Source organism: Amycolatopsis sp. NPDC004625 (assembly GCF_040609695.1).
Classification (GTDB): domain Bacteria; phylum Actinomycetota; class Actinomycetes; order Mycobacteriales; family Pseudonocardiaceae; genus Amycolatopsis.
The window spans coordinates 144,277-168,397 of sequence record NZ_JBEXKX010000003.1 but is presented as its reverse complement, the minus strand read 5'-3'; the positions used below and the strand labels follow the sequence as shown (position 1 = coordinate 168,397).

The 24,121-nt window shown below is 73.3% G+C and carries 22 protein-coding genes and 2 pseudogenes; 14 read left to right on the top strand and 10 right to left on the bottom strand.

The genetic code is table 11. The features are described 5' to 3' along the window. The first annotated feature begins 6 nt into the window (after nucleotides 1-6). The gene (locus ABZW17_RS04570; RefSeq protein WP_354809585.1) at nucleotides 7-1,026 is read left to right on the top strand and encodes an ABC transporter substrate-binding protein; all 1,020 of its coding nucleotides are present in this window, start codon (nucleotides 7-9) and stop codon (nucleotides 1,024-1,026) included. A gap of 11 nt (nucleotides 1,027-1,037) precedes the next feature. Further along, complete coding sequence (locus tag ABZW17_RS04565; protein ID WP_354809583.1) at nucleotides 1,038-1,247, top strand: MbtH family protein; 210 nt, start codon at nucleotides 1,038-1,040, stop codon at nucleotides 1,245-1,247. 339 nt (nucleotides 1,248-1,586) lie between these two features. Here the strand turns inward: ABZW17_RS04565 and ABZW17_RS04560 are convergent, their stop codons facing one another. The 3 genes from ABZW17_RS04560 to ABZW17_RS04550 are packed head-to-tail and all read right to left on the bottom strand — an operon-like array spanning nucleotide 1,587 to nucleotide 5,919. Next, nucleotides 1,587-3,338 (bottom strand): ABC transporter ATP-binding protein, encoded by a 1,752-nt coding sequence (locus ABZW17_RS04560; RefSeq protein WP_354809581.1) that lies wholly within the window; start codon nucleotides 3,336-3,338, stop codon nucleotides 1,587-1,589. Beyond that, nucleotides 3,335-5,005, bottom strand: a complete 1,671-nt coding sequence (locus ABZW17_RS04555) for an ABC transporter ATP-binding protein (protein ID WP_354809579.1) — start codon at nucleotides 5,003-5,005, stop codon at nucleotides 3,335-3,337. Before ABZW17_RS04555 ends, ABZW17_RS04560 begins: the two co-directional genes overlap by 4 nt. 53 nt (nucleotides 5,006-5,058) lie before the next feature. Further along, on the bottom strand, nucleotides 5,059-5,919 hold the full coding sequence (locus ABZW17_RS04550; RefSeq protein WP_354809578.1) for a hypothetical protein: 861 nt from the start codon (nucleotides 5,917-5,919) through the stop codon (nucleotides 5,059-5,061). A gap of 55 nt (nucleotides 5,920-5,974) precedes the next feature. Here ABZW17_RS04550 and ABZW17_RS04545 point away from each other — a divergent pair, with 55 nt between their 5' ends. Further along, nucleotides 5,975-6,487, top strand: a complete 513-nt coding sequence (locus ABZW17_RS04545) for a DinB family protein (RefSeq protein WP_354809576.1) — start codon at nucleotides 5,975-5,977, stop codon at nucleotides 6,485-6,487. Nucleotides 6,488-6,756: 269 nt separating this feature from the next. Further along, entirely contained in the window at nucleotides 6,757-7,896 is a 1,140-nt protein-coding gene (locus ABZW17_RS04540) for a hypothetical protein (RefSeq protein ID WP_354809574.1), read from the top strand. Here ABZW17_RS04540 and ABZW17_RS04535 read toward each other — a convergent pair. Continuing rightward, nucleotides 7,796-8,413 carry a helix-turn-helix domain-containing protein gene (locus ABZW17_RS04535; protein ID WP_354809572.1) on the bottom strand — a complete coding sequence of 206 codons (618 nt, stop codon included), beginning with the start codon at nucleotides 8,411-8,413 and terminating at the stop codon, nucleotides 7,796-7,798. The two genes, ABZW17_RS04540 and ABZW17_RS04535, sit on opposite strands and share 101 nt — an antisense overlap. A 66-nt stretch (nucleotides 8,414-8,479) precedes the next feature. Between ABZW17_RS04535 and ABZW17_RS04530 the strand changes: the two genes are divergently transcribed. The 4 genes and pseudogenes from ABZW17_RS04530 to ABZW17_RS04515 all read left to right on the top strand — a co-directional run bounded on the left by ABZW17_RS04530 (nucleotide 8,480) and on the right by ABZW17_RS04515 (nucleotide 11,858). Beyond that, nucleotides 8,480-9,430, top strand: coding sequence for a zinc-binding dehydrogenase (locus ABZW17_RS04530; protein ID WP_354809570.1), 951 nt, complete (start codon nucleotides 8,480-8,482; stop codon nucleotides 9,428-9,430). A gap of 10 nt (nucleotides 9,431-9,440) precedes the next feature. After that, nucleotides 9,441-10,151 carry an MBL fold metallo-hydrolase gene (locus ABZW17_RS04525; protein ID WP_354809568.1) on the top strand — a complete coding sequence of 237 codons (711 nt, stop codon included), beginning with the start codon at nucleotides 9,441-9,443 and terminating at the stop codon, nucleotides 10,149-10,151. 139 nt (nucleotides 10,152-10,290) lie between these two features. Beyond that, a pseudogene (locus ABZW17_RS04520) lies at nucleotides 10,291-10,758 on the top strand (ABC transporter substrate-binding protein); the annotation flags it as partial. After that, nucleotides 10,755-11,858 carry an LLM class flavin-dependent oxidoreductase gene (locus ABZW17_RS04515; protein ID WP_354809566.1) on the top strand — a complete coding sequence of 368 codons (1,104 nt, stop codon included), beginning with the start codon at nucleotides 10,755-10,757 and terminating at the stop codon, nucleotides 11,856-11,858. The pseudogene ABZW17_RS04520 and the gene ABZW17_RS04515, both read left to right, overlap by 4 nt. Here the strand turns inward: ABZW17_RS04515 and ABZW17_RS04510 are convergent. The 5 genes from ABZW17_RS04510 to ABZW17_RS04490 form a co-directional block, all read right to left on the bottom strand. Then, nucleotides 11,855-12,448: a class F sortase gene (locus ABZW17_RS04510; protein ID WP_354809564.1), complete on the bottom strand. Its 594-nt coding sequence runs from the start codon at nucleotides 12,446-12,448 to the stop codon at nucleotides 11,855-11,857. The two genes, ABZW17_RS04515 and ABZW17_RS04510, sit on opposite strands and share 4 nt — an antisense overlap. Beyond that, nucleotides 12,438-13,271, bottom strand: coding sequence for a DUF4397 domain-containing protein (locus ABZW17_RS04505; protein WP_354809562.1), 834 nt, complete (start codon nucleotides 13,269-13,271; stop codon nucleotides 12,438-12,440). Before ABZW17_RS04505 ends, ABZW17_RS04510 begins: the two co-directional genes overlap by 11 nt. Nucleotides 13,272-13,288: 17 nt before the next feature. Then, on the bottom strand, nucleotides 13,289-15,112 hold the full coding sequence (locus ABZW17_RS04500; protein WP_354809560.1) for a glycosyl transferase: 1,824 nt from the start codon (nucleotides 15,110-15,112) through the stop codon (nucleotides 13,289-13,291). A gap of 95 nt (nucleotides 15,113-15,207) precedes the next feature. Beyond that, nucleotides 15,208-15,993, bottom strand: a complete 786-nt coding sequence (locus tag ABZW17_RS04495) for an IclR family transcriptional regulator (protein WP_354809558.1) — start codon at nucleotides 15,991-15,993, stop codon at nucleotides 15,208-15,210. A 57-nt stretch (nucleotides 15,994-16,050) separates the two neighbouring features. Next, nucleotides 16,051-16,641 (bottom strand): TetR/AcrR family transcriptional regulator, encoded by a 591-nt coding sequence (locus ABZW17_RS04490; RefSeq protein ID WP_354809556.1) that lies wholly within the window; start codon nucleotides 16,639-16,641, stop codon nucleotides 16,051-16,053. A gap of 87 nt (nucleotides 16,642-16,728) precedes the next feature. Here ABZW17_RS04490 and ABZW17_RS04485 point away from each other — a divergent pair, with 87 nt between their 5' ends. The 3 genes and pseudogenes from ABZW17_RS04485 (at nucleotide 16,729) to ABZW17_RS04475 (ending at nucleotide 19,800) form a co-directional block, all read left to right on the top strand. After that, complete coding sequence (locus ABZW17_RS04485; protein WP_354809554.1) at nucleotides 16,729-17,646, top strand: oxygenase MpaB family protein; 918 nt, start codon at nucleotides 16,729-16,731, stop codon at nucleotides 17,644-17,646. A 10-nt stretch (nucleotides 17,647-17,656) separates the two neighbouring features. Further along, nucleotides 17,657-18,682 carry an LLM class F420-dependent oxidoreductase gene (locus ABZW17_RS04480; RefSeq protein ID WP_354809552.1) on the top strand — a complete coding sequence of 342 codons (1,026 nt, stop codon included), beginning with the start codon at nucleotides 17,657-17,659 and terminating at the stop codon, nucleotides 18,680-18,682. 118 nt (nucleotides 18,683-18,800) lie between these two features. Beyond that, a pseudogene (locus ABZW17_RS04475) lies at nucleotides 18,801-19,800 on the top strand (IS481 family transposase). Between the two features lie 8 nt (nucleotides 19,801-19,808). On the opposite strand, the gene ABZW17_RS04470 reads toward ABZW17_RS04475, so the two are convergent. Next, complete coding sequence (locus ABZW17_RS04470) at nucleotides 19,809-20,549, bottom strand: SDR family oxidoreductase (RefSeq protein WP_354809550.1); 741 nt, start codon at nucleotides 20,547-20,549, stop codon at nucleotides 19,809-19,811. Nucleotides 20,550-20,629: 80 nt separating this feature from the next. Between ABZW17_RS04470 and ABZW17_RS04465 the strand changes: the two genes are divergently transcribed. From ABZW17_RS04465 to ABZW17_RS04455, 3 genes are all read left to right on the top strand, one after another. Next, the gene (locus tag ABZW17_RS04465) at nucleotides 20,630-21,187 is read left to right on the top strand and encodes a TetR/AcrR family transcriptional regulator (RefSeq protein WP_354809548.1); all 558 of its coding nucleotides are present in this window, start codon (nucleotides 20,630-20,632) and stop codon (nucleotides 21,185-21,187) included. A gap of 118 nt (nucleotides 21,188-21,305) precedes the next feature. After that, entirely contained in the window at nucleotides 21,306-22,619 is a 1,314-nt protein-coding gene (locus ABZW17_RS04460; protein WP_354809546.1) for an MFS transporter, read from the top strand. Further along, on the top strand, nucleotides 22,606-24,036 hold the full coding sequence (locus ABZW17_RS04455) for an aminotransferase class V-fold PLP-dependent enzyme (protein WP_354809544.1): 1,431 nt from the start codon (nucleotides 22,606-22,608) through the stop codon (nucleotides 24,034-24,036). The genes ABZW17_RS04460 and ABZW17_RS04455 overlap by 14 nt, the downstream gene beginning before the upstream one ends. The last annotated feature ends 85 nt before the right edge of the window (nucleotides 24,037-24,121 follow it).

Here is a 24,121-nt window from a genome sequence, read left to right as displayed (position 1 = left end):
CTCATCGTGTTCCAGAGCGCTGCCGGGCTCAGCCGGCGTGGTTTCCTGATCGGGGCGGGCGGCGTCGCGGCCGCCGCGGCCCTCACCGCGTGCGGCAGTGGCGGCGGCAAGCCGGCGGCCGGGGCGTCCGGCCCGTGGGAGTTCACCGACGACCGCGGCCGGAAGGCGGCGCGCGACCAGCGTCCGGCGCGGGTGGTGGCCTACGCCAGCTCGGCCGCCGCGCTGTGGGACTACGGCGTCCGCCCGGCCGGCGTGTTCGGCCCGCAGAAGACGGCGAGCGGCGGCAAGGAGATCCAGGCCGGCAACATCGACCTGAACGCCGTCACCTCCATCGGCAACGCCTGGGACGACTTCAGCATGGAGAAGTTCGCCGCGCTGAAGCCGGACCTGGTCGTCACCGGCCTGACCGGCACCAAGCCCACGGACATGTGGGTGCTCACCGGCGACCTCGGGCCCAAGGTGGGGCAGATCGCGCCGGTCGTCGCGCTGTCGGAGTACAAGGTCACGCTGCCCAAGGTGATCGAGCGGTACGCGCAGCTGGCCGTCGCGCTCGGCGGGGACGCGAACTCGGAGACGATGAAGAAGGCCAAGGCGGACTTCGACCAGGCGTCCGAGGACCTGCGCGCGGCGGCGAAGGAGAAGGCCGGCCTGAAGGTCCTGGTGCTCTACGGCGACAAGGACGGCCTGTACATCGCGAAGCCGGAGTTCTTCGCCGACCTCGCCTACTACCGCGAGCTCGGCCTGGACATCGTCTCCGGCGGCGGCAGCGAGGACTACTGGGAGCAGCTGTCCTGGGAGCAGGCCGGCAAGTACCCGGCGGACCTGATCCTGACCGACTCGCGCTCGTACGCGCTGCCGCGTGCCCAGATGACGCAGTTCCCGACCTGGAACCAGCTGCCCGCGGTCAAGGCGGGCCAGCTCGGCGACTGGTCGGCCGAGCCGCGTTTCAACCACCTGCTCGCCACGCCGGTCATCCAGAAGCTGACCGCGCTGGTGAAGGGTGCCCGCACGGACATCACCGCCTGAGGAGGCCCGTCGTGACCAACCCGTTCGAAGACCCGGCCGGGACGTACCTGGTCCTGGTCAACGCCGAGAACCAGCACAGCCTGTGGCCGGAGACCATCGACGTCCCGCCCGGCTGGACGTCCGCCTTCGGCCCGGCCTCCCGCCAGGACTGCCTGGACCACGTGGAAGCGAACTGGACGGACATGCGCCCGAAATCCCTGGCCGACGCCATGGACACCTGACCACCCCCACCACGACACGCCGGGAGCCCCAGGCCCCCGGCGTGTCGTCTTCCCGGCACCCGAACCGACCACCTGGGTACGCGAACCGACCACCTGGGTACGCGAACCGACCACCTGGGTACGCGAACCGACCACCTGGGTACGCGAACCGACCACCTGGGTACGCGAACCGGCCACCTGGGTACGCGAGATGCCCCTCCAGACACGCGAGATGCCCTTTCAATCACGCGAGATTCCCGTCCGATCACACGACTTCCGTGTACCGGAACGGTCGGCTCGCGTGCCTGGACGGACGACTCGCGTACCTGGACGGTCGGCTCGCGTACCTGGAGGGTCGGGTCAGGTGCGCTGGCCGGACCAGGCGGCCCAGAGCTTGGCGTACCGGCCGCCCGCGGCGACGAGGTCGTCGTGGGTTCCGGACTCGACCACCGCGCCCGCGTCCAGGACCACGATCCGGTCCGACGCCGCCGCCTGGGTCAGGCGGTGGGCGACCACCAGCGCCGTTCGCCCTTCCAACGCCGCAGCGGCGGCCGACTCCAGGACGCGGGAGCCCGCGCTGCCCGCCTCCGCAGTGGCCTCGTCGAGGATCGCGATCGGCGGGTCGGCCAGCACCAGCCGGACCAGGGCCAGCTGCTGCGCCTGCGTCACCGTCAGCTGGTGACCGCCTTCGCCGACCACCGTCGCCAATCCCGATGGCAAGGCGGACACCCAGGTCAGCGCCCCCACCTTCGCCAGCGCGGCCCGCAGTTCGGCGTCGGTCGCCGACGGGCGGGCCAGGCGCAGGTCGTCGGCCAGCGACCCGGCGAAGACGTGGACCTCCTGGCTGATCAGCCCGACCGCCCGGCGGGTGCCGTCCGGCCCCAGCTCGTCCAGCGGCACGCCGCCGACGGCGACCGAGCCCGCGTCCGGGCGGTGGATCCCGGCGACCAGCTTGGCCAGCGTCGTCTTCCCGGCGCCGCTCGCGCCCACCAGCGCCACCCGCTCCCCGGGGGCGACGCCGAGGTCGACGTCCCGCAGCACCGGGTGACCGTCCACATAGGAGTATCCGAGGCCCGCGGTCTTCACCGACGCGTCCCCCGGCCGTGACGGCTGCGCGGGCGACGTCTCCGCGGGCAGGTCGGCGACGCCGATCAGCCGCGCGAGGCTGGCGGTGGCCGCCTGGGCGTCGTCGACCAGCGCCAGCGCGGTCGTGATCGGCCCGAACAGGCTGTGGAAGTACAGGGCCGCCGCCGTCGCGACACCGACCGTGACCGCGTCCGCCCCGACCAGCAGGAACCCCGTCGCCAGCACGGCCGACAGCCCGACGAACTCCGCCAGGTTCAGCCGCGCGTAGAACCGCGTCACCAGCCGGATCCCGCGCAGCGCCAGGGAAACCGCGGTGCCGGACCGCTCGCGCACCCGCGCCAGATGGGTGTCCGCCAGCCGGAACGCCCGGACGGTCTTCGCGCCGCCGACGGTGTCCAGCAGCTGCTGCTGTTGCGCTCCGACGGCCTCGCGTTGCGCCGCGTACAACGGCTTCGCGCGCGGCACGTACCACCGCACGGTCCACAGCTGGATCGGCACGGCCAGCAACGCGGCCGGCAGGAACCGCCAGTCGAGCACGGCCAGGGCGCCGAACGTCAGGACGACCGTCAGCACCGACCGGCCCAGCTCCGGCAGCGCCTGCCGGACGCCCTCGGCGACGACCGAGACGTCGTTCGTCACGCGGGCGGTCAGGTCACCGGAGCCGGCCCGCTCGAGCTGTTCCAGCGGCAGGCCGAGAGCGCGCTCGACGAAGCGTTCGCGCAGCTCCGCCAGGATCGTCTCGCCCAGCCGCGCGACCAGGGACACGCCGATCGCGGTGGCCACCGCCTGCGCCACCGCGACGAGCACCAGTCCCGCCACCGGCGTCACCAGCTCGGCCGCCGGCCGGCGGGTGGCGACCAGGTCGACGACCCGGCCGAGCAGCGGCGCGGTGAGCAGGCCGATCGCGGTGGCCGCGGCGAGCGTCGTGAACGCGGCCGCCGCGCGGCCCTTCTGCCGGCCGACGAGCTCGCCGACGACGGCGCGGATCCGGCGGCCGTCGGCCACGGGGAGGAGTTCGCGGGTCATGCCAGCACCGCCGCTCGGTAGTCGGGACGGCCGGCCAGCTCGGCGTGCAGGCCTTCGCCCGCGACACGCCCGTCGTCGAGCAGGACGACGCGGTCGGCCGCGGCCAGCAGCGCCGGGCTGGTGGTCACCAGGATCGTGGTGCGGCCGCGCCGCAGTTCGGCCAGGCCGGCGGCGATCCGGGCCTCGGTGACCGTGTCGACGGCGGTCGTCGGGTCGTGCAGCACGAGCACCGGCGCGTCGGCGGCGAGCGCCCGGGCGAGGGCGACGCGCTGGCGCTGCCCGCCCGACAGCGACCGCCCGCGTTCGGTGACGGCGGTCGCGGCGCCGTCGGGCAGCGCGCTCGCCACCTCGTCGACGGCGGCCGCGGACATCGCTTCGGCGGCCAGCGGCCCGGACGTCACGTTGTCCGCGACCGTGCCGGCGAAGAGGTCCGCGTCGTGCGCGGCGACCAGTACCACCTCGCGGACCCGGCCGGGGTCCACTGTGGACAGGTCCACCGAGTCGACCGACACCGAACCGCCCGCGGGATCGGCGGCGCGGCCGAGGCAGTCGAGCAGGTCCGTCGCGGCGGCCGGGTCGGTGACGACCACCCCCAGCAGCTCACCCGGGCGGGCCTCGAAGGCGACGTCCCGCAGGGCGCCGCGGCTGAGCGCGGACAGCTTGACGTGCCCGGCCGCGGGGACCGGCAGCGTGGCGTCCCCGGCGCCGACGGCGGGGGGCGCGTCGAGGACGTCGGCGATGCGCGTGGCCGACGCCCGGCCCTGCGCGAGTTCGCCGTTGACCCACGAGAAGATCGTGAACGGCGTGATCAGGTACTGCGCGAGCCCGACCGCGGCCACCAGGTCGCCGACACTGATGTCACCCGCCGCGGCCAGGTTGCCGCCGACGAGCGCGACGACGGCGATGAAGATGCCGGTGAGCGCCAGCAGCGCGCCGTTGTGCCAGGCCTGGGCGCGGGCCGCGCGCAGGGTCGCGCGCAGCGAGTCCTGGCTGGTCCGGCGGTAGCGGTCGACGGCGGCGCGTTCGGCGCCGATCCCCTTGAGCACGCGCAGCCCGGCGACGAGGTCGGTCGCGACACCGGAGGCGAACGCCGAGCGCTCCTGCTCGGCTTCGCTGCGACGCTCCAGGGGCTTGCCGATCAGGTGCGCCAGGTACAGCATCGGCGGCGTGCCGAGCAGCACGAGCAGGCCGAGCGGCAGCGACATGGTGAGCAGCGCGACGGCGCTGACCAGCAGCCCGGCCAGGCCGGCGACGCCGAACGGCAGGACGCCGTTGACCGTGCCGACGCGCTTCGCGTCCGACGTCGCGATGCTCACCAGTTCGCCCGCGAGGGTGCCGGACTCCGCGACGCCGCCGGGGTGCAGGACCCGGCGGCCGAGGTCGAGGCGCAGGTCGTGGGCGGCGCGTTCGGCGGCGCGCTCGCCGAAGCGGGCGCCCAGGCGGTAGCTGGTCGACAAGGCGGCGAAGAGCACGCCCAGCACCGCGAGCCAGAGCAGCAGCGTGCTGACCGAGCCGTTCGCGATCGCCTGGTCGATGACCACGCCGATCACCACCGGCACCAGTGCTTCGCCGCCTTGGTGGCCCGCGGTCAGCAGCGCCGCGAGCGCCACCGACCGTCGTTGCCCGGCGATCGACCGGCGGAGGACCTGCCGTCCCGTCGTGCGCACCCGCGCCTCCCTGTCCAGAGCTGGGATAGGTAAGGCTAGTCTAAGTAAAGAAGTTACGGGAACACGGTCGGTTTCGTCTCACTTCGCGATTCGGTCGCCGGTTCGCCGAACCGCGCCAGCGCAAGGGCGGCCAGGACGGCGAGCGCGAACCCGGCGATGGCGACGACCGCGAACCCCGGCCGGGTCCGGTCGCCGAGGGCGAGCACACCGACCAGCGACGGGAACACCGTCTCGCCGAGCACCATCATCGCGGTCGAGGTGGTGACGCTCCCGCGTTGCAACGCCGTCGCGTAGAACAGCATGGCCAGGCCGCCGGCGACCGCGACGGTGTAGGTCGCGGGGTCGGTGAGCAGGTCGAGCGGCGCGAGGCTGGGGATGATCCGGCCGGCGATCGCGACGACACCGAAACACAACCCGGCGACGAGCCCGAGCGCCGGCGTCCGGATCCGGCGGCTCGCCCGGCCCGCGACGATCCCGGCCACGCCCAGCACGGCGACCGCGCCGATCAGGCCGAACCGGAACCCGAGCCCGACCGGATCGGACCCTTCGCTCTCGGCGGCCGCGCCCAGCAGCGCGAGGCCGGCGCACACGACGGCCACGGCCGCCCACTCGCGCCGGCCGAGCCGCACGCCGAGGAACCGCGCGGCGACGGCGGTCACGGCGAGGCTCGCGGCGAGCGCGGCCTGGACGACGAACAGCGGCAGGACGTGCAGCGCGGCGATCTGCGCGACGAACCCGAGGACGTCGAGCGACAGGCCGAGCACGAACTTCCACTGGCCGAGCACCCGGACCAGCAGTTTCGGGTCGACGCCGTCGGCCCCGGTGTCCGTGGCCCGCGCGGCGACGGACTGCATCACCGAAGCCACGCCGTACGCGCATGCCGCGCCCAGGGCGCAGAGCAGTCCCCACCACATGCGGGTCACTCTATTTGCCGCGGATTTTGTCGGACCGGTGCGGTACGTTGCGGCCATGTCGAACACGAGTTCGAAGACGCACCGCCGCTGGCCGGCCCGCCTGGCCGCCGACGAGCTGCGCCTGCAGCTGGAGTTCCTGCAGTTCCTCCGGGCGACGGCGGTCAACAAGCTGGCCGGGCTGCCGAGGGAGCAGGCGGTGGCGACGCTGTTGCCGACGTCGCCGCGGATGAGCGCGCTCGGCGTGGTGAAGCACCTGACGGCGGTCGAGCGCTGGTGGCTGTGCATCGAGGCGGGCGGGGCGGATCTGCCGTCGCTGTGGGCGGGCAGCCCGGACCCGAGCTGGGACGTGGGAGAGGAGGAGACGCCGGTTTCGGTGGTGGCGGCGTACAAGGCGGAGTGGGCACGGGCGGAGAAGGCCCTGCGCGGGCTGGGCCCGGACGACCGCACGCGGCGGCGGTCGGAGTTCAGCGTGCGGTGGGTGGTGGCGCATGTGGTTCAGGAGACGGCGCGGCATGTGGGGCATCTGGATGTGCTTCGGGAGCTGGCGGACGGGGAGGTGGGTGAGTGAGGGGTTGATGCCGGGCGGGCTGCCCCTGCTTCGGCGGGCCGCCAACCGCTGCTTCGGCAGCGAAAACCGCGTGACAGCGGCCGTTACCCTGGGTGCGTGGCCGTCGTTGCGGAATCCCGCCGATTTACCGGCCCCCTGGCCCTCGTAGGTGCCAGCGGGGTTCCGGTGCCATGCCCGCCGCCGCCTGACCGGCGGCCGTCGTACTGACCTCGCCGGGTGTCCGGGCCAGGGGGAGCCGTCCCCCATCCGCCCACCCCGGAGGTCCCGTCATGCCCGAACCACTCACCCCTGCCCAGCTCGCCCAAGCCCTCGCCGTCCGCGATCTCACCGATCCCGCTGCCGGGCCGCACGCCGTTCAGCTCGTCGTCGACCAGGCCGTCGAGGCCCTCGCCGCCTTGTGGCCCTGTTCCGTCCGGTGGTGGCGAGGTGCTCGGGTCGTCACCGTCGCCGACAACTACGACCACCTCGGCTACCACCCCGATGACGTCACCCGCGACGCCCGCTACACCCGGTACGTCGACCACGACCACGTCCTCCGCAGCCACTCCAGCGCTCTGGTCCCCGGGGCGCTGCGGCAGCTCGCCGAGACCCCGGCCGACGACGTCCTGCTCGTCTGCCCCGGCCTCGTCCACCGCCGGGACAGCATCGACCGGCTGCACAGCGGCACCCCGCACCAGCTCGACCTCTGGCGGATCACCCGGCGCCCGGCCACCCGGGCCGACCTCGAAGACATGGTCGCCGCGCTCGTTCCCGGGTGGAACCGGCGGCTCGAAGCGCGGCGGCATCCGTACACTGTGGACGGTGCGCAGCTCGACGTCGAGCACGACGGGCGGTGGGTCGAAGTCGCCGAATGCGGCCTCGCGCACCCCGCCGTGCTGCAGCGGGCCGGGCTCGACGAGACCTGGTCCGGGCTCGCGCTCGGGCTGGGCCTCGACCGGATGCTGATGCTGCGCAAGGGAATCCCGGACATCCGCCTGCTGCGCTCGCCCGACCCGGCCGTCGCCGCGCAGATGACGGACCTCGCGCCCTACCGGCCGGTCTCGGCGCTGCCGCCCGTGCGCCGCGACCTCTCGATCGCCGTCGACGCCGACGACCGGGCCGAAGACCTCGGCGACCGCGTCCGGGACGCCCTCGGCGACGACGCCGACGTCGTCGAGTCGGTCGAAATCCGGCAGGAGACGCCGGGTGCGGACCTGCCCGCGCGGGCGCTGGACCGGCTCGGGGCCCGCCGCGACCAGAAGAACCTCCTCGTCCGCCTGGTGCTCCGGCCACTCGACCGGACGCTGTCCGACCAGGAGGCGAACGTCCTCAGAGACCGCGTGTACGCCGCGTTGCACCAGGGAGCCGTCCACCACTGGGCGGACGCAGGCCCCGGATCGCCAGCGCCGCGAAGCGACGGGAGGCCTTGACACGCGCCGCCGGTGAAGCCGCCTGGAGGCCGCCGTTGGCCATGAGGATCAGGATCACGTCGGAGGGCTCGACGTCCGCGCGCAGGTGGCCGGCTTCGCGGGCGCGGCGGGTCAGCCGCGCGAGGGACTTCACCGCGCGCTCGCGGTCCGTCGTGAAGTCCAGCGCGTGCGGGAACTCCGCCGTGAACGCCGCGGCGAACCCCCGGTCGCGGGCGTGCAGCTCGCACAACCGCTCGATCGTCGACGTGAAGCCGCGTCCCGGGTCGGGGTCGGCGAGGCCCTCGTCGACGATCGCGTAGCACGCGCGCATCTGGCCGGCGAACGCCGCGGTGACCAGGGCTTCCTTCGTTGGGAAGTGGCGGTACAGGGTCGCCGGGCCGACGCCGGCGTGCCGGGCGATGCGCCGCATCGGCACCGCCGGGCCGTCCGCGGCGAACACCGTGCGCGCGGCCTCGAGGATGCGCTCGCGGTTGTCGCGGGCGTCGGAACGCCGGAGGTGAGGCAAAACCTCGGTCACGTTCTCACTTTAGCCAACCGGACGCCGGCGTCCGTTACCGTCCGCCGTCGACGATCGGAGGAAGACGTGCAGGCAGTGGCGGTACAGGCGTTCGGTGGTCCCGACGGCCTGGCGGTGGTCGACCTGCCGGACCCGGCGCCGGCCGGCGGCCAGGTGCTGATCCGGACCGAGGCCATCGGCGTCGGCGGCGTGGACGTCATGATCCGCAGCGGCGCGCTCGCCGCGTACGGCTTCGAGACCGGCCACGTCCTGGGCGGCGAGATCGCGGGCACGGTGGCGGGCGTCGGCGACGGCGTCGACCCGTCCTGGCTCGGCAAGCGCGTCTGGGCCTTCGCGGACGCGGGCGGGGGCTACGCCGATCAGGCGGTCGCCCCGGCCGCGACCCTCGTCCCGCTGCCGGCGGCCCTGTCGGCCGTCGACGCGGTGACGCTCGGCAGCTCCGGCGTGGTCGCCCGCTTCGGCCTGCGCCACGCCCGGTTCGAGGCCGGCGAGTCGCTGCTGGTCCGCGGCGCGGCCGGCGGCATCGGCACCATGGCCGTCCAGCTCGCGGCCCGCGGCGGCGCCGGAACCATCGCGGTGACGACGTCCTCGGCCGAACGCGGCGAGCGGCTGCGCGAACTGGGCGCCACCCACGTCCTGGGCCGCGACGGCGGCTCCGGGGCCTTCGACGTGATCCTCGACGTCGTGGCGGGCCCGGACCTCCCGGCGTTCTTCGACCGGCTCAAGCCGAGGGGCCGCCTCGTGGCGGTCGGCGCGGTGGCCGGCGACCCGCCCGCCGCCTTCGGCCAAGCGCTGTTCTCGGCGTTCCGCAAGTCGATGTCGTTCGCCACCTTCAGCGCGAGCACGGTGCCCCCGGCCGAACGCACCGCGGCGACGGCCGAGCTCTTCGCGAGCGGCCTGCGGGCGGTCGTGCACGAGGTGTTGCCGCTGGCGGAGGCCGCGCGGGCGCACCGGATGCTCGACGCGGGCGAGGTGTTCGGCCGGATCGTGCTCACCCCGCGCGGGCGCCGCCCGTAGGGTGTCCGGCATGACTGATCGGCTCTACTTCCGGCAGCTGCTCGCCGGGCGGGACTTCGCCGTCGGGGACCCCGTGGCGACGCAGATGGTGAACTTCGCCTACCTCATCGGGGACCGCGAGACCGGGGACGCTGTCATCGTCGACCCCGCCTATGCCGTGCAGGACCTCCTCGACGTCCTCGCGCAGGACGGCATGCGGCTCACCGGGGTGCTCGCCACGCACCACCACCCCGACCACGTCGGCGGCGAGATGCTCGGCTTCTCGCTGCCCGGCATCGCCGAGCTGCTCGCCGTCGAACAGGTGCCGATCCACGTCAACGGGGCCGAAACCGAATGGGTCCGGCGGGTCACCGGCGTGTCCGGCACCGACCTGCGCGCCCACGACCACGACGACGTCCTGGAGGTCGGCGCCGTCCCGATCCGGCTGCTGCACACGCCCGGGCACACGCCCGGCAGCCAGTGCTTCCTCGTCGAGGACAAGCTCGTCTCGGGGGACACGCTGTTCCTCGAAGGCTGCGGCCGCACCGACTTCCCGGGCGGGGACGCCGAGGAGATCTACCGCAGCCTGCAGGCGCTCGCCGGGCTGCCCGGGGACCCGGTCGTCTACCCCGGGCACCAGTACTCGGCCGAGCCGTCGGCCGCGCTGTCCGACGTCAAGCGCTCCAACTTCGTCTACCGGCCGCGCTCGCTCGACGAATGGAAGGTCATGTTCGGCGGCTGAGCCCCGTGCGTTCCACGGGGTGAAACACGGGACGTTCACGGAGTGGGCACCGATTGACTTCGGTTCCCCCGCACCGGAAATGCTGTGGCGTAAGGGAATACTGGCGGTCACTGCGGACCTGGCGAAGGTGACGCTCGAGTCGCGCAGCAACGTCGAGCGCGAAGCCGTCCTCGTCCCGCCGGACTCGCCGCTGCGGGATGTCGCCGGGCTGAAGGGCAAGACCGTCGGTGTCGCGAAGGGCACCTCGGCCCACGGACAGCTGCTGAACACGCTGCACAAGAACGGACTGTCCACGAAGGACGTCAAGCTGAGCTTCCTGCAGCCGTCCGAGGCGTACGCCGCGTCGAACGGCTTGGGGTTTCTGACCGCGAGCACGGCCGCGCTCGGCGATCCCGGCAAGAACTCCGCCCTGCGCGACTTCGCCGTCCGCGTGGTCAAGGCCCAGAAGTGGGCCGACACGCACCGCGAAGAATGGGCGCAGGCGTGGGCCAGGGAGACCGGGGACGCCTTCACCGACGAAAAGACGTTGCCGGGCAAGGTGGATTTCGCCGCCTTCGTCGACCGGCGGTTCGGTCCCGACCTGGACCAGGCGAGGAGCAACGGATGAGCATCAGGCTGCACTGGTTCCTGCCCACCAGCGGCGACGGCCGCACGATCGTGGAACGCTTCCACGCGAACGAGTCCGCCGGTCCGTCGGCGCAGCGGCAGCCCGACTTGGACTATCTCGCCCAGGTCGCCCGCGCCGCCGAGCGCCAGGGGTTCGAAGGCGTCCTGACGCCCACCGGCACGTGGTGCGAGGACGCGTGGCTCACCACGGCCGCGCTGATCCGCGAGACGACCCGGCTGAAGTTCCTGGTCGCGTTCCGTCCCGGGGTCCTCTCACCCACGCTCGCCGCGCAGATGGCGGGGACGTTCCAGCGCCTTTCGGGCGGCCGGGTGCTGCTCAACATCGTCACCGGCGGCGACGCGGTCGAGCAGCGGCGCTTCGGCGACTGGCACGACCACGACGCCCGGTACGCCCGCACCGACGAGTTCCTCACCATCGTGCGCGGCGTCTGGTCCGGCGAGCCGTTCACCTTCGAAGGCGAACACCTGCGGGTCGAAGGTGCGACGACGCTGGCCGCGCCCGATCCGGTGCCGCCGATCTACTTCGGCGGGTCGTCGCCGGCCGCGCTGCCGGTCGCCGCGCGGCACGCCGACGTCTACCTGACCTGGGGCGAACCGCCCGCGCAGGTGGCGGAGAAGATCGGCAAGGTGCGGGCGCTGGCCGGCGACCGGCCGATCCGCTTCGGCGTCCGGCTGCACACGATCTCGCGCGACACCTCGGCCGAAGCCTGGGCCGAGGCGCAGAAGCTGCTGGACGCGCTGAGCCCGGAGCAGGTCGCCAAGGCGCAGGCGCAGCTGGCGGCGAGTGAGTCGGTGGGGCAGCAGCGGATGGTCGCGCTGCACGGCGGCCGCACCGACGGCGGCGTGCGCGGGCTGGAGATCCATCCGCACCTGTGGGCCGGGGTGGGCCTGGTCCGCGGCGGCGCCGGCACGGCGCTGGTCGGCAGCCACGACGAGGTCGCGGACCTCATCGAGGAGTACCACAGCGTCGGCGTCAGCGAGTTCGTGCTGTCGGGCTACCCGCACCTGGAGGAGGCGTACTGGTTCGGTGACGGCGTCCGGCCGGAGCTGGCGCGCCGCGGGCTGCTCAAGGAGCACTAACCCCAACGCGTCGAGGCGTAGACGACGATGTTGTCGCGGTAGGAGCGTTTGGCCGCGTCGAAGCTGCCGCCGCAGGTGATGAGCCGCAGCGCGCTGCCCGGCGCGGGCCCGTACACCGCTCCGGTCGGGAAGGCGTCCTTCGGGTAGCGCTGGACGGTGTCCACGACGAACCGCAGCTGGCGGCCGTCGGAGCGGGCGACGAACACCTCGTCGCCGTCGTGCAGGTCGCGCAGCCGGAAGAACGGCGCCGGCCCGGACCGGGAGTCGACGTGCGCGGCGATCACCGCCGGGCCCGGGTCGCCCGGCACCGGGCCGGCCGCGTACCAGCCGACGTCCTCGAACCGCGCGGGCGCCACCAGCTGGTGGTCGGCGCCCAGCCCGAGCGGGACCAGCCCGGCCGCGTCGACGCCGATGGCGGGGATGCGCAGCCGCACCGGGCGGACGTCGGCCGCGTCGGGCAGCAGCTGCGGCCCGGTCGCCACTGGTGCCGGGGCCGAGGATGGGGTGGCGGGTGGCGGCGCGGCCGGGGCCGCCGAGCAGCCCGCGGCCAGCACGGCCACGACGAGCAGCGCGCCGAGGTCAGCGCGCACGAGCCGCCCGGCGTCCCACGAGCAGCGCGGCCAGCAGCCCGGCGGCCGCCGCGAACGCCGGCCACAGGGGCACCGGGACGGTACCGCCGCCGCCGGTCTCGACGCCGAGCTTCGGCGGCTCGGGCAGGGAAGCGCCGTCGGAGATCGGGTTCGCCTTCAGCGTGCCGCCGTTCTCGGTGACCAGCACCGTCGTCGACGACCCGGCCTTGACGTCGACGTCGGCGGCCGACCTGACCGAGCCGCCGCTCAGCTGCAGCGGCCACCGTCCTTCCGGGACGTCCACATAGGACGACGTCTGCCCGTAGGCGGCGTCCTTCGCGAGCGTGACGCCCTGCGGCCCCGCCACGGTGACCGGGGCGATCGCCGCCGACCCTTCGACGACCCGCACGCGGCCCTTGCCCGCGCCCGGCGGGGTGAGGTCGTCGGTGACCAGGTCGCCCTTGAGCGTCTCACCCGGGCCGTTGGTGAACACCAGCAGCGAGTAGGCGTTGCGCTCGGCGACGTCGATCGTCGCCGACAAGGCGGGCGGGGTGGTCGGTGCGGCGTCGGCGGGCCGCATCGAGAGGGTGTACTTGCCGGGGTCGAGCGACGAGTACGGCGTCACGGCGCCGTAGCCCGCCTTGCGGATGACGACCTTCTCGGCCTGGCCGAAGGGCGCGAAGTAGATGTCCACCGGCGGCACCTTCGGCGACAGGTGGCCGACCCGGATCCAGCCGACACCGGGACCGGGGGCGGTCGCCGCCCCGGCCGTCGCCGGCGTCACCGCGGTGAGCAGGAGGGCGGCGGCGATCAGCCCGCCGGGTCTGAGGAGGAAAGTGCGCATGGGAGGGCCTTTCACCGTCAGGGGGAGGAGAACGGGACCAGCAGTCCCGGGGGTGCGAACAGCGGGTAGGTGACGAGCACGCCGTCCGCGGTCCGGGTGACCGAAGACGGCCGGAACAGATCGCGCTGGCCGGTGTAGAACGCGGCCGCGCCCTCCTCGCCGCCGGCCAGCAGCACCCGGCGGCGCGGTTGCCCGGCGGGGTCTTCGCCGGGGACAGCGGGGAACGCCGAGACGTGGACCGGCTGGAGGGCCGCGAGCGCGGCGATCGTGGCGATCAGCCGCGGGTCGACGCGGCCCGCGCGCAGCACGGCGACGGCGTCCGGGGCGCAGGTGATCCGGGCCGACGCCGCCAGGGCCTCGCCCGCGTGGGTGCGGGCGGACTCCTCCGGCGGCGCGGCCGGGTCGGCGGCCGGCAGGCCGAGCCGGGACACGGTGACCTGCCGGTCGCCGGTGCCGAACACGGCGGTCACACCGGCGTCGGCGAGCGCGGTGCCGAGCGCCGGATAGCGGCCCCCGAGAGCCGGGGTGCCGGCGGTGAACACGGCCCAGTCGGCGGCCGGGCAGCCGGAGGCGCACGCGGCGGGCGGGACGAGCAGCCCGGTCGGCCAGCCGCCCTTGGCGAACTCGGCCCAGGCGCCGTCGTCGACGAGCACGCGCGCGCCGGAAGCGTTGGTGCGCAACCAGTCCTGCGCTTCGACGAGCGGGCCGCCGCGGTCCGTGGTCGGCCGCAGGGCGGGGTAGCCGTAGCTCCAGCCGGCGGCGACCACGGCGACGAGGACGCCGGTGGCCAGTACGGCCCCGGGACCGCGGCGCCGGTTCCCCCGGTGCACCGGGACGCGCTGCCGCGCCACGGTCTGGACCACCGCGGCGAACAGCAGCGGCGTGAGGGGCAGCAGCAGCGCGAGCACGGCCGTGTCCGGCACACCGGGCACGAGCAGGGCCGCCACGAGGAGCAGGCCGGACACCGCGAACGGCCGCAGGGGACCGACCGCGAGCGCCGCCACCAGCGCGACGGTCGAAAGCACCGCCCACGCCGGGTCGAGGGCCACCCAGGCGGCCACCGACGGCTGGCTCGCGGCTGCGAGGTGCGGCCGGAGCAGGCCGGCCGCCGGGCCGAACGCGATCCCCAGCCCGAGGTTGAGCAGCACCGCCACCAGCGCCGCGCGGGCGGGCGCCCGCCGCGCCAGCAGCCAGCCCGCGGCCGGCAGGAACAGCAGGGCCAGCGGTGAGGTGAGCACGGCCGCGAGCAGACAGACCGCCGCCAGGGCGTCGTGCCGGATCCGCGCGTCGGGCCGGGCGATGAGCACCAGCGCCCCGAGGACCCACACCGCCGCCAGGTGCTCGACGACGACCAGCCGCTGCAGGCCGAGCGCCAGCGGCGACGCCGCCACCAGCAGCACCGCGGCCGCCGACGCCCACCGCGTCAGGCCGAGCCGGCGCGCCAGGAACCACAGCAGCACGGCACCGGCCACCGCCGCCACGAGCATGGTCTCGCGGACCGCCGCGAGCGCCGTGGCGGATCGGCCGAAGGCATCGGAAACCATCGTGTACGCCGAAAGCTGCCACCAGCCGAACGGGCTGACCCCGGCGCCGCCGGCGTCGGTGAACGACGTGAGGTGCCCGAGCGCGTAGGCGTGGGCGACGTTCGCGGCCTCGGCGGGCAGCGCCGGTGCGGGCGCGGCGAGGTACAGCACGCGCAGCCCGCCCGCCAGCGCCAGCAGCGCGAGCACGATGTCGAGCGACAGCAACCGGTGCGCGGCCGGCGAGGTGGTGCCCGCCGGTCCGGGAAGCGTCGCGGGGGAGCGGCCCGGGTCGGTCGTCTCCCGGCTGTGCTGGGCCATTGGACGGATCGTAGCCGCTCCCGATCACCCGTCCAGCTCGGGAGGGTTACGTCAGCCGGACGGCCCAGTCGCCGGAAAAGCGTTGCCCGGCAAGATTATTTCCCACCGCGCGGGGTGGTCCCGGAGAGTGTCCGGGTCAACGCGAGCGCGACCGTCCGGACGGCCGGGGCGACCCGTTCGGTCCGCATCCGGTTGGCCCAGCCGGAAATCGACACCGCCGCCACCGCGACCCCGCCCGCGTCGAGCAGCGGGCTGGCCGCGCACACCACCCCGACGCCGGATTCTTCGCGTTCCAGGGCGATCCCCTCCTCCCGCACCCGGGTGAGCTGGCGGCGCAGCAGGCCGGGCGCGGTGATCGTGCGCGCGCTCATCCGCGGCAGCCCGGCGTCGATCACCTGGTCCACCACGGATTCCGGGGAGAACGCGAGGATCGCCTTGCCGACGCCGGTGGCGTGCGCGGGGAACCGGCCGCCGATGCGCGAGGGCAGCGTCGGCGCGTCCGGGCCGCGCAGCACGTCGAGGTACACGACCTCGGTGCCTTCGAGGATCGCGAGGTGGACGGTGTTGCGGGTGGCCTCGCGCAGATCGGCCAGGTACGGCCGGGCGGCTTCGACCAGCCCACGGCGGGGGGAGGCCAGTTGGCCGATTTCGAACAGCCGCAGCCCGAGCCGCACCGAGCCGTCCTCGCGTTCGAGCAGCCCGGTTCCGGTCAGGTGGCCGACGAGCCGGTGCACCGTCGTCTTCGCCAGGCCGGTCCGGCGGGCCAGCTCGGAGACGCCGAGGGTCTCGTCACCCGGCCGGAAGGCTTCCAGCAGCGCGGCGAGCCGGGCCGCGACGAGGCCGTCGCCGCTCGCGCCGTCGTTCCGCCCAGCGGTACGCATGGGTTGAGTGTGCCCGATCTGCCGCGCGACTGTCACGAGGTCGGCGCGGAGGTGAGGTCAGTGGCTGTCGGCCCCGAGGACGAGTTTCACGCAGTGCGCGACGAGCCGTTCGCGCGAGACCTTCAGCGACCCGTCGAGGTAGGCGATGAAGACGTTGCTCAACGCGCCGACCAGCCCGACCGCGACCATCCGGCGTTCGGTCTCGTCGCCGTGGGACAGCTGGTCGCCGACGAGCGCGGCGAACACCGGCAGCAGGTGCAGGCCCCGGCGCGTCAGCGCGGGGTCGGTCAGCGGCGCGAGCAGCAGGACACGGCCCTTGCGGGGGTCGTCGACGATCAGCTCGACGAACGCGCGGACGGCGTTCTCCGCTCGCGAAACCGGGGTCGGGGCGTCCCGGACGGCGGCCACGAGCGCCTGCCGCGCCTCCTCGCCGATGTGCTCGTACACCGCCGCGACGAGCTCTTCGCGGTCGGCGAAGCTTTCGTAGAAGTAGCGCTCGGTGAGCTTGGCGTGCCGGCACACCGCGCGGACGCTCGTACCGGCCGACCCTTCGGTGCCGAGCAGGTCCAGGCCCGCGGCCACGAGCTGCCCGCGCCGGAGCGCCTTGCGGTCGTCCAGCGTCGTGCCCGCCCACGTGCGGCCCGGCATGGTGGCTCCTCGGTTGACTACAACTGTTGTCAGATCCTAGCCTGACAACAGCCGTAGTCAGTTCCGGACCCGACGAGGAGTGCGCCGATGACCCCCCAGCCGCTGGGTCCCGACTCGCTGACGTGGAAGTACTTCGGCGACTGGCGCGGCCTGCTGATCGGCCTGTGGGCCGGGTCGATGCAGAACATGCACCCCGGCCTGGGCGCGGGCGTCGAGCAGCACTCGCGGTTCTTCGAGGAACGCTGGCAGCGCCTGTTCCGCTCGCTGTACCCGATCGGCGGGGTGGTCTACGACGGCCCGCGCGCCCACGCGACCGCCCTCGAAGTCCGCGGCTACCACGAGCGCATCAAGGGCGTCGACGCGAAGGGCCGCCGGTACCACGCGCTCGACCCGGACACCTACTACTGGGCGCACGCGACCTTCTTCGTCAGCACGATCCTCATCGCCGACCACTTCATGGGCGGCATCGGCGAGGCCGGGAAGCGGCAGCTGTTCGACGAGCACGTCCGCTGGTGGCGGATGTACGACATGACCCTGCGGCCGGTGCCCGAAAGCTGGGAGGACTTCCAGCGCTACTGGAAGCACATGTGCACCGAGGTCCTCGAGGACAACAAGGCGACGCGGGACGTCCTGGACATCCGCGGGCTCGGCAAGCCGCCGTTCCTGCCGTGGCTGCCGGACGCGCTGTGGCGGCCGGTGCAGCGGGTCGTCGCCCGCACCTTCGTCTGGCTGACGACCGGTCTCTACGACCGCGAGATCCGCGACCGGCTCGGCTTCCGCTGGACCGAGCGCGACGCGCGCCGGCACCGGCGGTTCGGGAAGCTCGTGAACGCCGTCTTCAAGCTCGTCCCGCACGACCGCCGCTACCACCCGCGGGCCCGCGCCGGCTGGCGGCGCGAGCGCGGGGAGGTGGCCGCGGACGCGCCCTTGGTCGAGACTCCACCCAGGAACCTGCCGCCGCTGCCGGAGCGGGGCAAGCCCGAGCACTACGCACCGAACGTCTAGGAGGCCTTTCGTGAAGCTGGGATTCCACCTCGGGTACTGGCAGAGCGGCCCGACCCCGGGTGCGCTGGACGCCGTCCGCAAGGCCGAGGAGCTCGGCTTCGACTCGGTGTGGACGGCGGAGGCGTACGGCTCGGACGCGTTCACCCCGCTGGCCTGGTACGGCTCGGCCACCAGCCGCATCCGGCTCGGCACCAACATCGTCCAGATGGCCGCGCGCACCCCGACGGCGACGGCGATGAGCGCGCTGACCCTGGACCACCTCTCCGGCGGCCGGATGGTCCTCGGGCTCGGCGCGTCCGGCCCGCAGGTCGTCGAGGGCTGGTACGGCCAGCCGTACCCGAAGCCCCTGGCGCGGACCCGCGAGTACGTCGACATCGTCCGGCAGGTGATCGCCCGCGAGGCCCCGGTGACCCTGGACGGCGACCACTTCCAGCTGCCGCTCAAGGGCGGCACCGGGCTCGGCAAGCCGCTGAAGCCGACGGTGCACCCGCTGCGCAAGGACATCCCGATCTACCTGGCGGCCGAGGGCCCGAAGAACGTCGCCCTGTCGGCCGAAATCGGCGACGGCTGGCTGCCGCTGTTCTTCTCGCCCAAGAGCAACGGCTTCTACCAGGCCGCGCTCGAAGAAGGCTTCGCGCGCCCGGGCGCCCGGCACACCTTGGAGACGTTCGAGGTGCCGTGCTCGCTGCCGGTGATCGTGCACGACGACGTCGAGGAGGCGGCGAGCTGGATCAAGCCGTCCCTCGCGTTGTACATCGGCGGGATGGGCGCGAAGAGCGTCAACTTCCACCACGACGTCTTCGCCCGCCTCGGCTACGAGGACGTCGCCGACAAGGTCCAGGAGCTGTACCTGGCCGGCCGCAAGGACGAGGCGACGGCGGCCATCCCGACGTCCCTGGTGGAGGACACGTCCCTGATCGGCCCGGCGGCGAAGATCCGCGACGAGCTGCAGGCGTGGGAGGAGACGGTGGTGACCCAGCTGCTCCTGCGCGGCGACGCGGCGACGCTGGAGAAGATCGCCCGCGCGCTGGGCTAGCTGTATTGCCTGGGGAGGTTGCGAGCGTGGTGACACGTGATCGGATGATCTTGGCGTGAAGGAGGGCCTCCGGGTTCGGTGTGGATTGCGACATCTACGCCGAGCAACGGAGGCCCTCGTGACTCACGCTAACGCACCTTTGACCCCGGCTGGGCGGCTGCGGCTTGCCCGGTGTGTCGTGGAGGATGGCTGGCCGCTGCGCAGGGCTGCGCAGCGGTTCCAGGTGTCGGTCTCGACCGCCCTGCGCTGGGCGGGCCGCTACCGTGACCTGGGCGAATCAGGTATGGCTGATCGGTCCAGCCGACCGCGGACCAGCCCGAACCGCACCCCCTCCCGGACGGAGCGGCGGGTAATCAAGGTCCGGCTGCTGCGTCGCTGGGGCCCGGCCCGCATCGGGTACTTGCTCGGCCTCAATCCCTCCACGGTGCATCGGATCCTGACTCGTTATCGGCTGGCCCGGCTGGCGCACCTGGACCGGGCCACCGCCCACCCGGTCCGCCGCTATGAACACGCGGTCCCGGGTGACTTGGTGCACGTGGATATCAAGAAAGCTGGGCAACATCCCCGACGGGGGTGGCCACAAGTTCCATGGCCGCGCTGCCGGCGGGCGCAACAGCTCGACTCACCGCGATCCCACCAGGCCCCGCAAGGTCCACGGACGCCCGAACCTCGGTTACAGCTACCTGCACAACGCCGTCGACGACCACTCCCGCCTGGCCTACACCGAAATCCTGCCCGATGAGACCAAGGAGACCGCGGCCGCGTTCTGGACCCGCGCACAAGCCTTCTTCACCAGCTGCGGGATCACCGTGACTCGGGTGCTGACCGACAACGGTTCTTGCTACCGCTCACGCATCTGGCGCGACACCCTGCTTCGGGCCGGGATCATCCACAAACGGACCCGGCCCTACCGGCCCCAGACCAATGGCAAGGTGGAGCGGTTCAACCGCACCCTGCTCGACGAATGGGCCTACGACCAGCCCTACACCTGCGAGACCGAACGCCGCGAAGCTCTGCCCGGGTGGTTGCACACCTACAGTCACCATCGCGGCCACACCGCACTCGCAGGCCAATCACCCGCCAGCCGCGTCCCCAACCTCACAAGACAGAACAGCTAGCGGCCGGCTCAGCCCTGGCGGGTGGGGCGGATGGTGAGGTCGCCGATCTCGACGTCGTCCGGTTGCTCGATGGCGAACGCGATCGCCCGCGCCACCGCCTCCGGGGCGATGCCGAGTGCCGCCATCGCCTGCTGGACCTGCTCGCGCTCGGCGGGGTCCTGGACGTAGTCGACCAGTTCGGTGCGCACGTACCCCGGCGAGATGGCCGTCGTGCGCAGGACGCCGTCGGTCGACTCCTGCCGCAGCGCCTCCAGCAGGGTGCGCACGGCGTTCTTGGTGCCCGCGTAGACGGCCTGGGCCGGGACGATCTTCAGCCCCGACGTCGAAACGGTCGTGACGAGGTGCCCGCGGCCCTGCGCGTGGAACACCGGCAGGGCCGCCGCGATGCCGTGGAGCACGCCGCGGAGGTTGACGTCGATCATCGCGTCCCAGTCGTCGAGGTCCAGCGCGCTCAGCGGCGCGATCCGGGCGACGCCGGCGTTGGCCACCAGGACGTCGAGGCGGCCGAAGCGGTCGACGGCGAGGGCGACGAGCCGCTCGAGGTCGGCCCGCCGGGTCACGTCGACCTCCAGGAGTTCCGCGCGGCCGCCGTCGTCGCGGATCTTCCGGGCCAGCGCTTCCAGCCGGTCGGTGCGCCGGGCGCCCAGCACGACGGCCGCGCCGCGGCTCGCCAGCTCCACGGCCGTCGCTTCGCCGATCCCGCTGCTCGCGCCGGTGATCGCGACGACCTTGTCCAGTCCGTTCGTCATGGCTCTCCTCGCTAAACTGACAACTGTCCGGTTGGCTTCCACCGTACCGGACAGTTGTCCACTTATTCGAGGGGTGTGCCTTGACCGGTCGCGAGCGCCGTTCGGACGCCGTCGCCAACCGCGACCGGATCGTCGAGGCCGCACGGGCGGAGCTGCGCGAGTCCAACGGCGCGCCCGAGGAGCTGAAACTGCACCGGGTCGCCAAGGCCGCGGGCGTCGGGCAGGGCACGCTCTACCGGCACTTCCCGACGCGCGAGCACCTGCTGGCGGAGGTGTACCGGGCCGAGCTGACCCAGCTCGTCGGCACCGTCGCACCGCTGCTGGCCGAGCACTCCCCGCTCGACGCGCTCTCCCGCTGGCTGGACCGCCTGGTCGAGTACGCACGCGTCAAACGCGGCGTCATGGCGGCGATCGAGGTACCGGCGTGGCAGGACCTGCACTCCGGTCAGCACCACCGGCTCGACGACGCGCTCCAGACGCTCCTGGACCGGGGGCAGGCCGACGGGCAGATCCGTGCCGGCGTCGACGCCGCCGACGTCATCCTGCTCCTCGGGGCCCTGTCGCGGATCCCCGAAGCCGACTGGGACGAGCGCGCACCGCGGATCGTGGCGGTGATCGTGGACGGCCTGCGCGCCTAGCGCGGGCCCGTGTCGTGGTCTTGGTCACGACGATGGCACGATTCCCCTCGACCACTTCCGGGGGCCCGCCGAGATCGAATACTCATGGCCTGCACCCGGTACGCCTTCGAGGAGGACCATGGCGACGCTGTCCGGCCGGACGAGGTTCCGCTATTCGCTCGGCTCGTTCGTCACCGGGTCCTTCGGCACGGTCCCCGGCCTGGTCCTGGTCAAGTACCTGACCGACACGATGGCCGTGCCCGCGGGCTGGGCCGCCGCGATCGTGTTCGTGCCGAAGGCCTGGGACGTGCTGTTCAACCCGGTCGCCGGCCGGCTGTCCGACGCCGACCTGATCAAGACCGGCAGCCGGCGGCGGTTCCTGCTGATCGGCGGCATCGGCGTGGCGATCCTGTTCGCGGCGATGTTCGCCCACCCCGGGTTCGGCGGCCCGCTGCCGGACGCGCTGTACGTGGCGATCATGTTCGCCGCCTGCGCCACGGCGTACGCGCTGTTCCAGGTGCCGTTCAACGCGCTGCCCGCCGAGCTGACCGAAGACGCGACCGAGCGCACGAAGCTCACCAGCGTCCGCATCGGCGTGCTCGCCGTGACGATCCTGATCTGCGGCGGCGGCGCCCCGGCGATCACCGCCGCGTTCGAAGGCGTGGCCGGCTACCGGATCATGGCCGTCGTGATCGGGCTGATCGTGCTGGCCGCGACCCTGCTGGTCTACTTCGGGCTCAAGGACGCGCCGGTCGGCTCGCTGCGGCCGAACACGGTGAACCTGAAGGAGCTCGTCGGCACGCTCGCCGGCTGGCGGCCGTTCCGCTGGCTGCTCGGCACGTACTTCATCCAGGCGCTCGGCATCGGCACGGTGCTCGCCGCGATCCCGTTCTTCGCGCAGCGCATCCTCGGCAGCGACAAGTACGGCACGATCCTGTTCGTCATCTTCGTCGGCCCGGCGCTGGTCACCATGCCGCTGTGGCCGCGCCTGGGCGATCGCGTCGGCAAGCTCAACGGCTTCCGCCTGGCCACCGCGGCTTTCGCGATCGGCCTGCTGGGGCTGGTCTTCGCCCAGTCGATCCCGCTGGTCGTCTCGTTCGTCTTCGTGGCTCTGTGCGGCGTCGGGTACGCCGGGATTTCGGTGTTCCCGCTGGCCATCCTGCCGGACCTGATCACCGCCGAGGAGGAGCGCACCGGCGAGACCCGCGCGGGCATCGCGGCCGGTGTGTGGACCGCGGGGGAGACGCTCGGCCTGGCCTTCGGCGGTGGCCTGTGGGCGCTGATCCTGGCGTTCGGCGGGTACGTGTCCAGCACGGACGCCACAGCCTTCCAGCCGCACAGCGCGATCGTGGCCATCCTGATCGGCGCGTCGATCGTCCCCGGCGTGCTGATCGCGCTGGCCCTGCCGCTGCTGCGGCGCTCGGTCCTGGAACCGCGGCGTGAACTCGCCTGAGGACGTCCTCGCGCGGCTGCGGGACCTGCGCGCGGGCGACCTGCCGACGCACGGCGGCCGCACCCTGGCCTACGTCTACGACAGCGGGCTGTCCGAAGTGGACTCCCTGGGCGCGGCGGCGCACGCGCTGGCGTCCTCGGCCAACGGCCTGGACCCGACGGCGTTCCCCAGTCTCCTGCGGATGGAGAACGACCTCGTCGCCGCGGCTTCGGCGCTGCTCGGCGACGTTCCCGGCGTCGTCGGCTCGGTGACGTCGGGCGGGACCGAGTCGTGCCTGCTGGCGGTGCTCGCGGCGCGGGACGCGCGACCCGACGTCCCCTCGCCGTCGATCGTGCTGCCGACGACCGCGCACGCGGCGTTCCACAAGGCCGCGCACCTGTTCGGGCTGCGGCGCATCGACGTCCCGGTCGACCCGGTGACCTTCCGCGCCGACCCGGCGGCGATGGCCGCGGCGATCGACGGCTCGACGGTCCTGGTGGTGGCGAGCGCGCCGTCGTACGCCCACGGCGTGCTCGACCCGATCGCCCCGATCGCGGCCGCGGCGCTCGAGCGCGGCGTCCGGATGCACGTCGACGCGTGCATCGGCGGTTGGGTCCTGCCGTACTTCGCCCTCCTCGGCGCGGACGTCCCGCCGTTCGGCTTCCGCGTCCCCGGCGTCACGAGCGTTTCGGTGGACCTGCACAAGTACGCGTACTGTCCGAAGGGGACTTCGGTGCTGCTGCACGCGTCGGCGGACTTGCGGCGCACGCACTACTTCGCGAGTGCGGCCTGGCCGGGCTACACGATGCTGAACACGACGATCCAGAGCACCCGCTCGGGTGGCCCGCTGGCGGCGGCGTGGGCGGTGGTGAACCACCTCGGTTCCGAGGGTTACCTGAAGCTGGCCGCTTCCACTCGCGAAGCGGTGTCCCGCATCCGTTCGGGCATCGCGGAGCTGCCCGGTCTCCGGATCCTCGGGGACCCGATCTCGACCTTGCTCGCGTTCACCGCTTCCGAAGACGGCTTCGACCTGTTCACGGTGGCCGACGAGATGAAGGCCCGCGGCTGGTACGTGCAGCCGCAGTTCGCGCACCTGTCGTCTCCGGTGAACCTCCACCTGACGGTGACGGCGGCCAACCACGGCAGCGAGAAGGAGTTCCTGACCGACCTCGCGGCCTCGGTGGACGCGGCCCGCGCTGCCGGTCCGGTCGTGATCGACCCGGCCGTCGCCGAGTTCGTGGCCGCCCTCGACCCGGCGACGCTGACGTCGGAGCAGTTCGCGGGCCTCCTCGCCGCGGCCGGCCTGGGCGGCGCTTCGGGACTGCCGGACCGGATGGCCCCGATCAACGCGCTCCTCGCCACGGCACCGGCGCCGCTTCGCGAGCGCCTCCTCCTGGAGTTCCTCGGCGCCCTCTACACCCCGTCGGGGGGGTGGTGATATTTTTTTATAAAGTTTATTTTATAAAAAACCATAAGAGAGGGGGGGGGGGCGGGGCGCGCGGGCCGGGGGGGGGGGCGCGGGG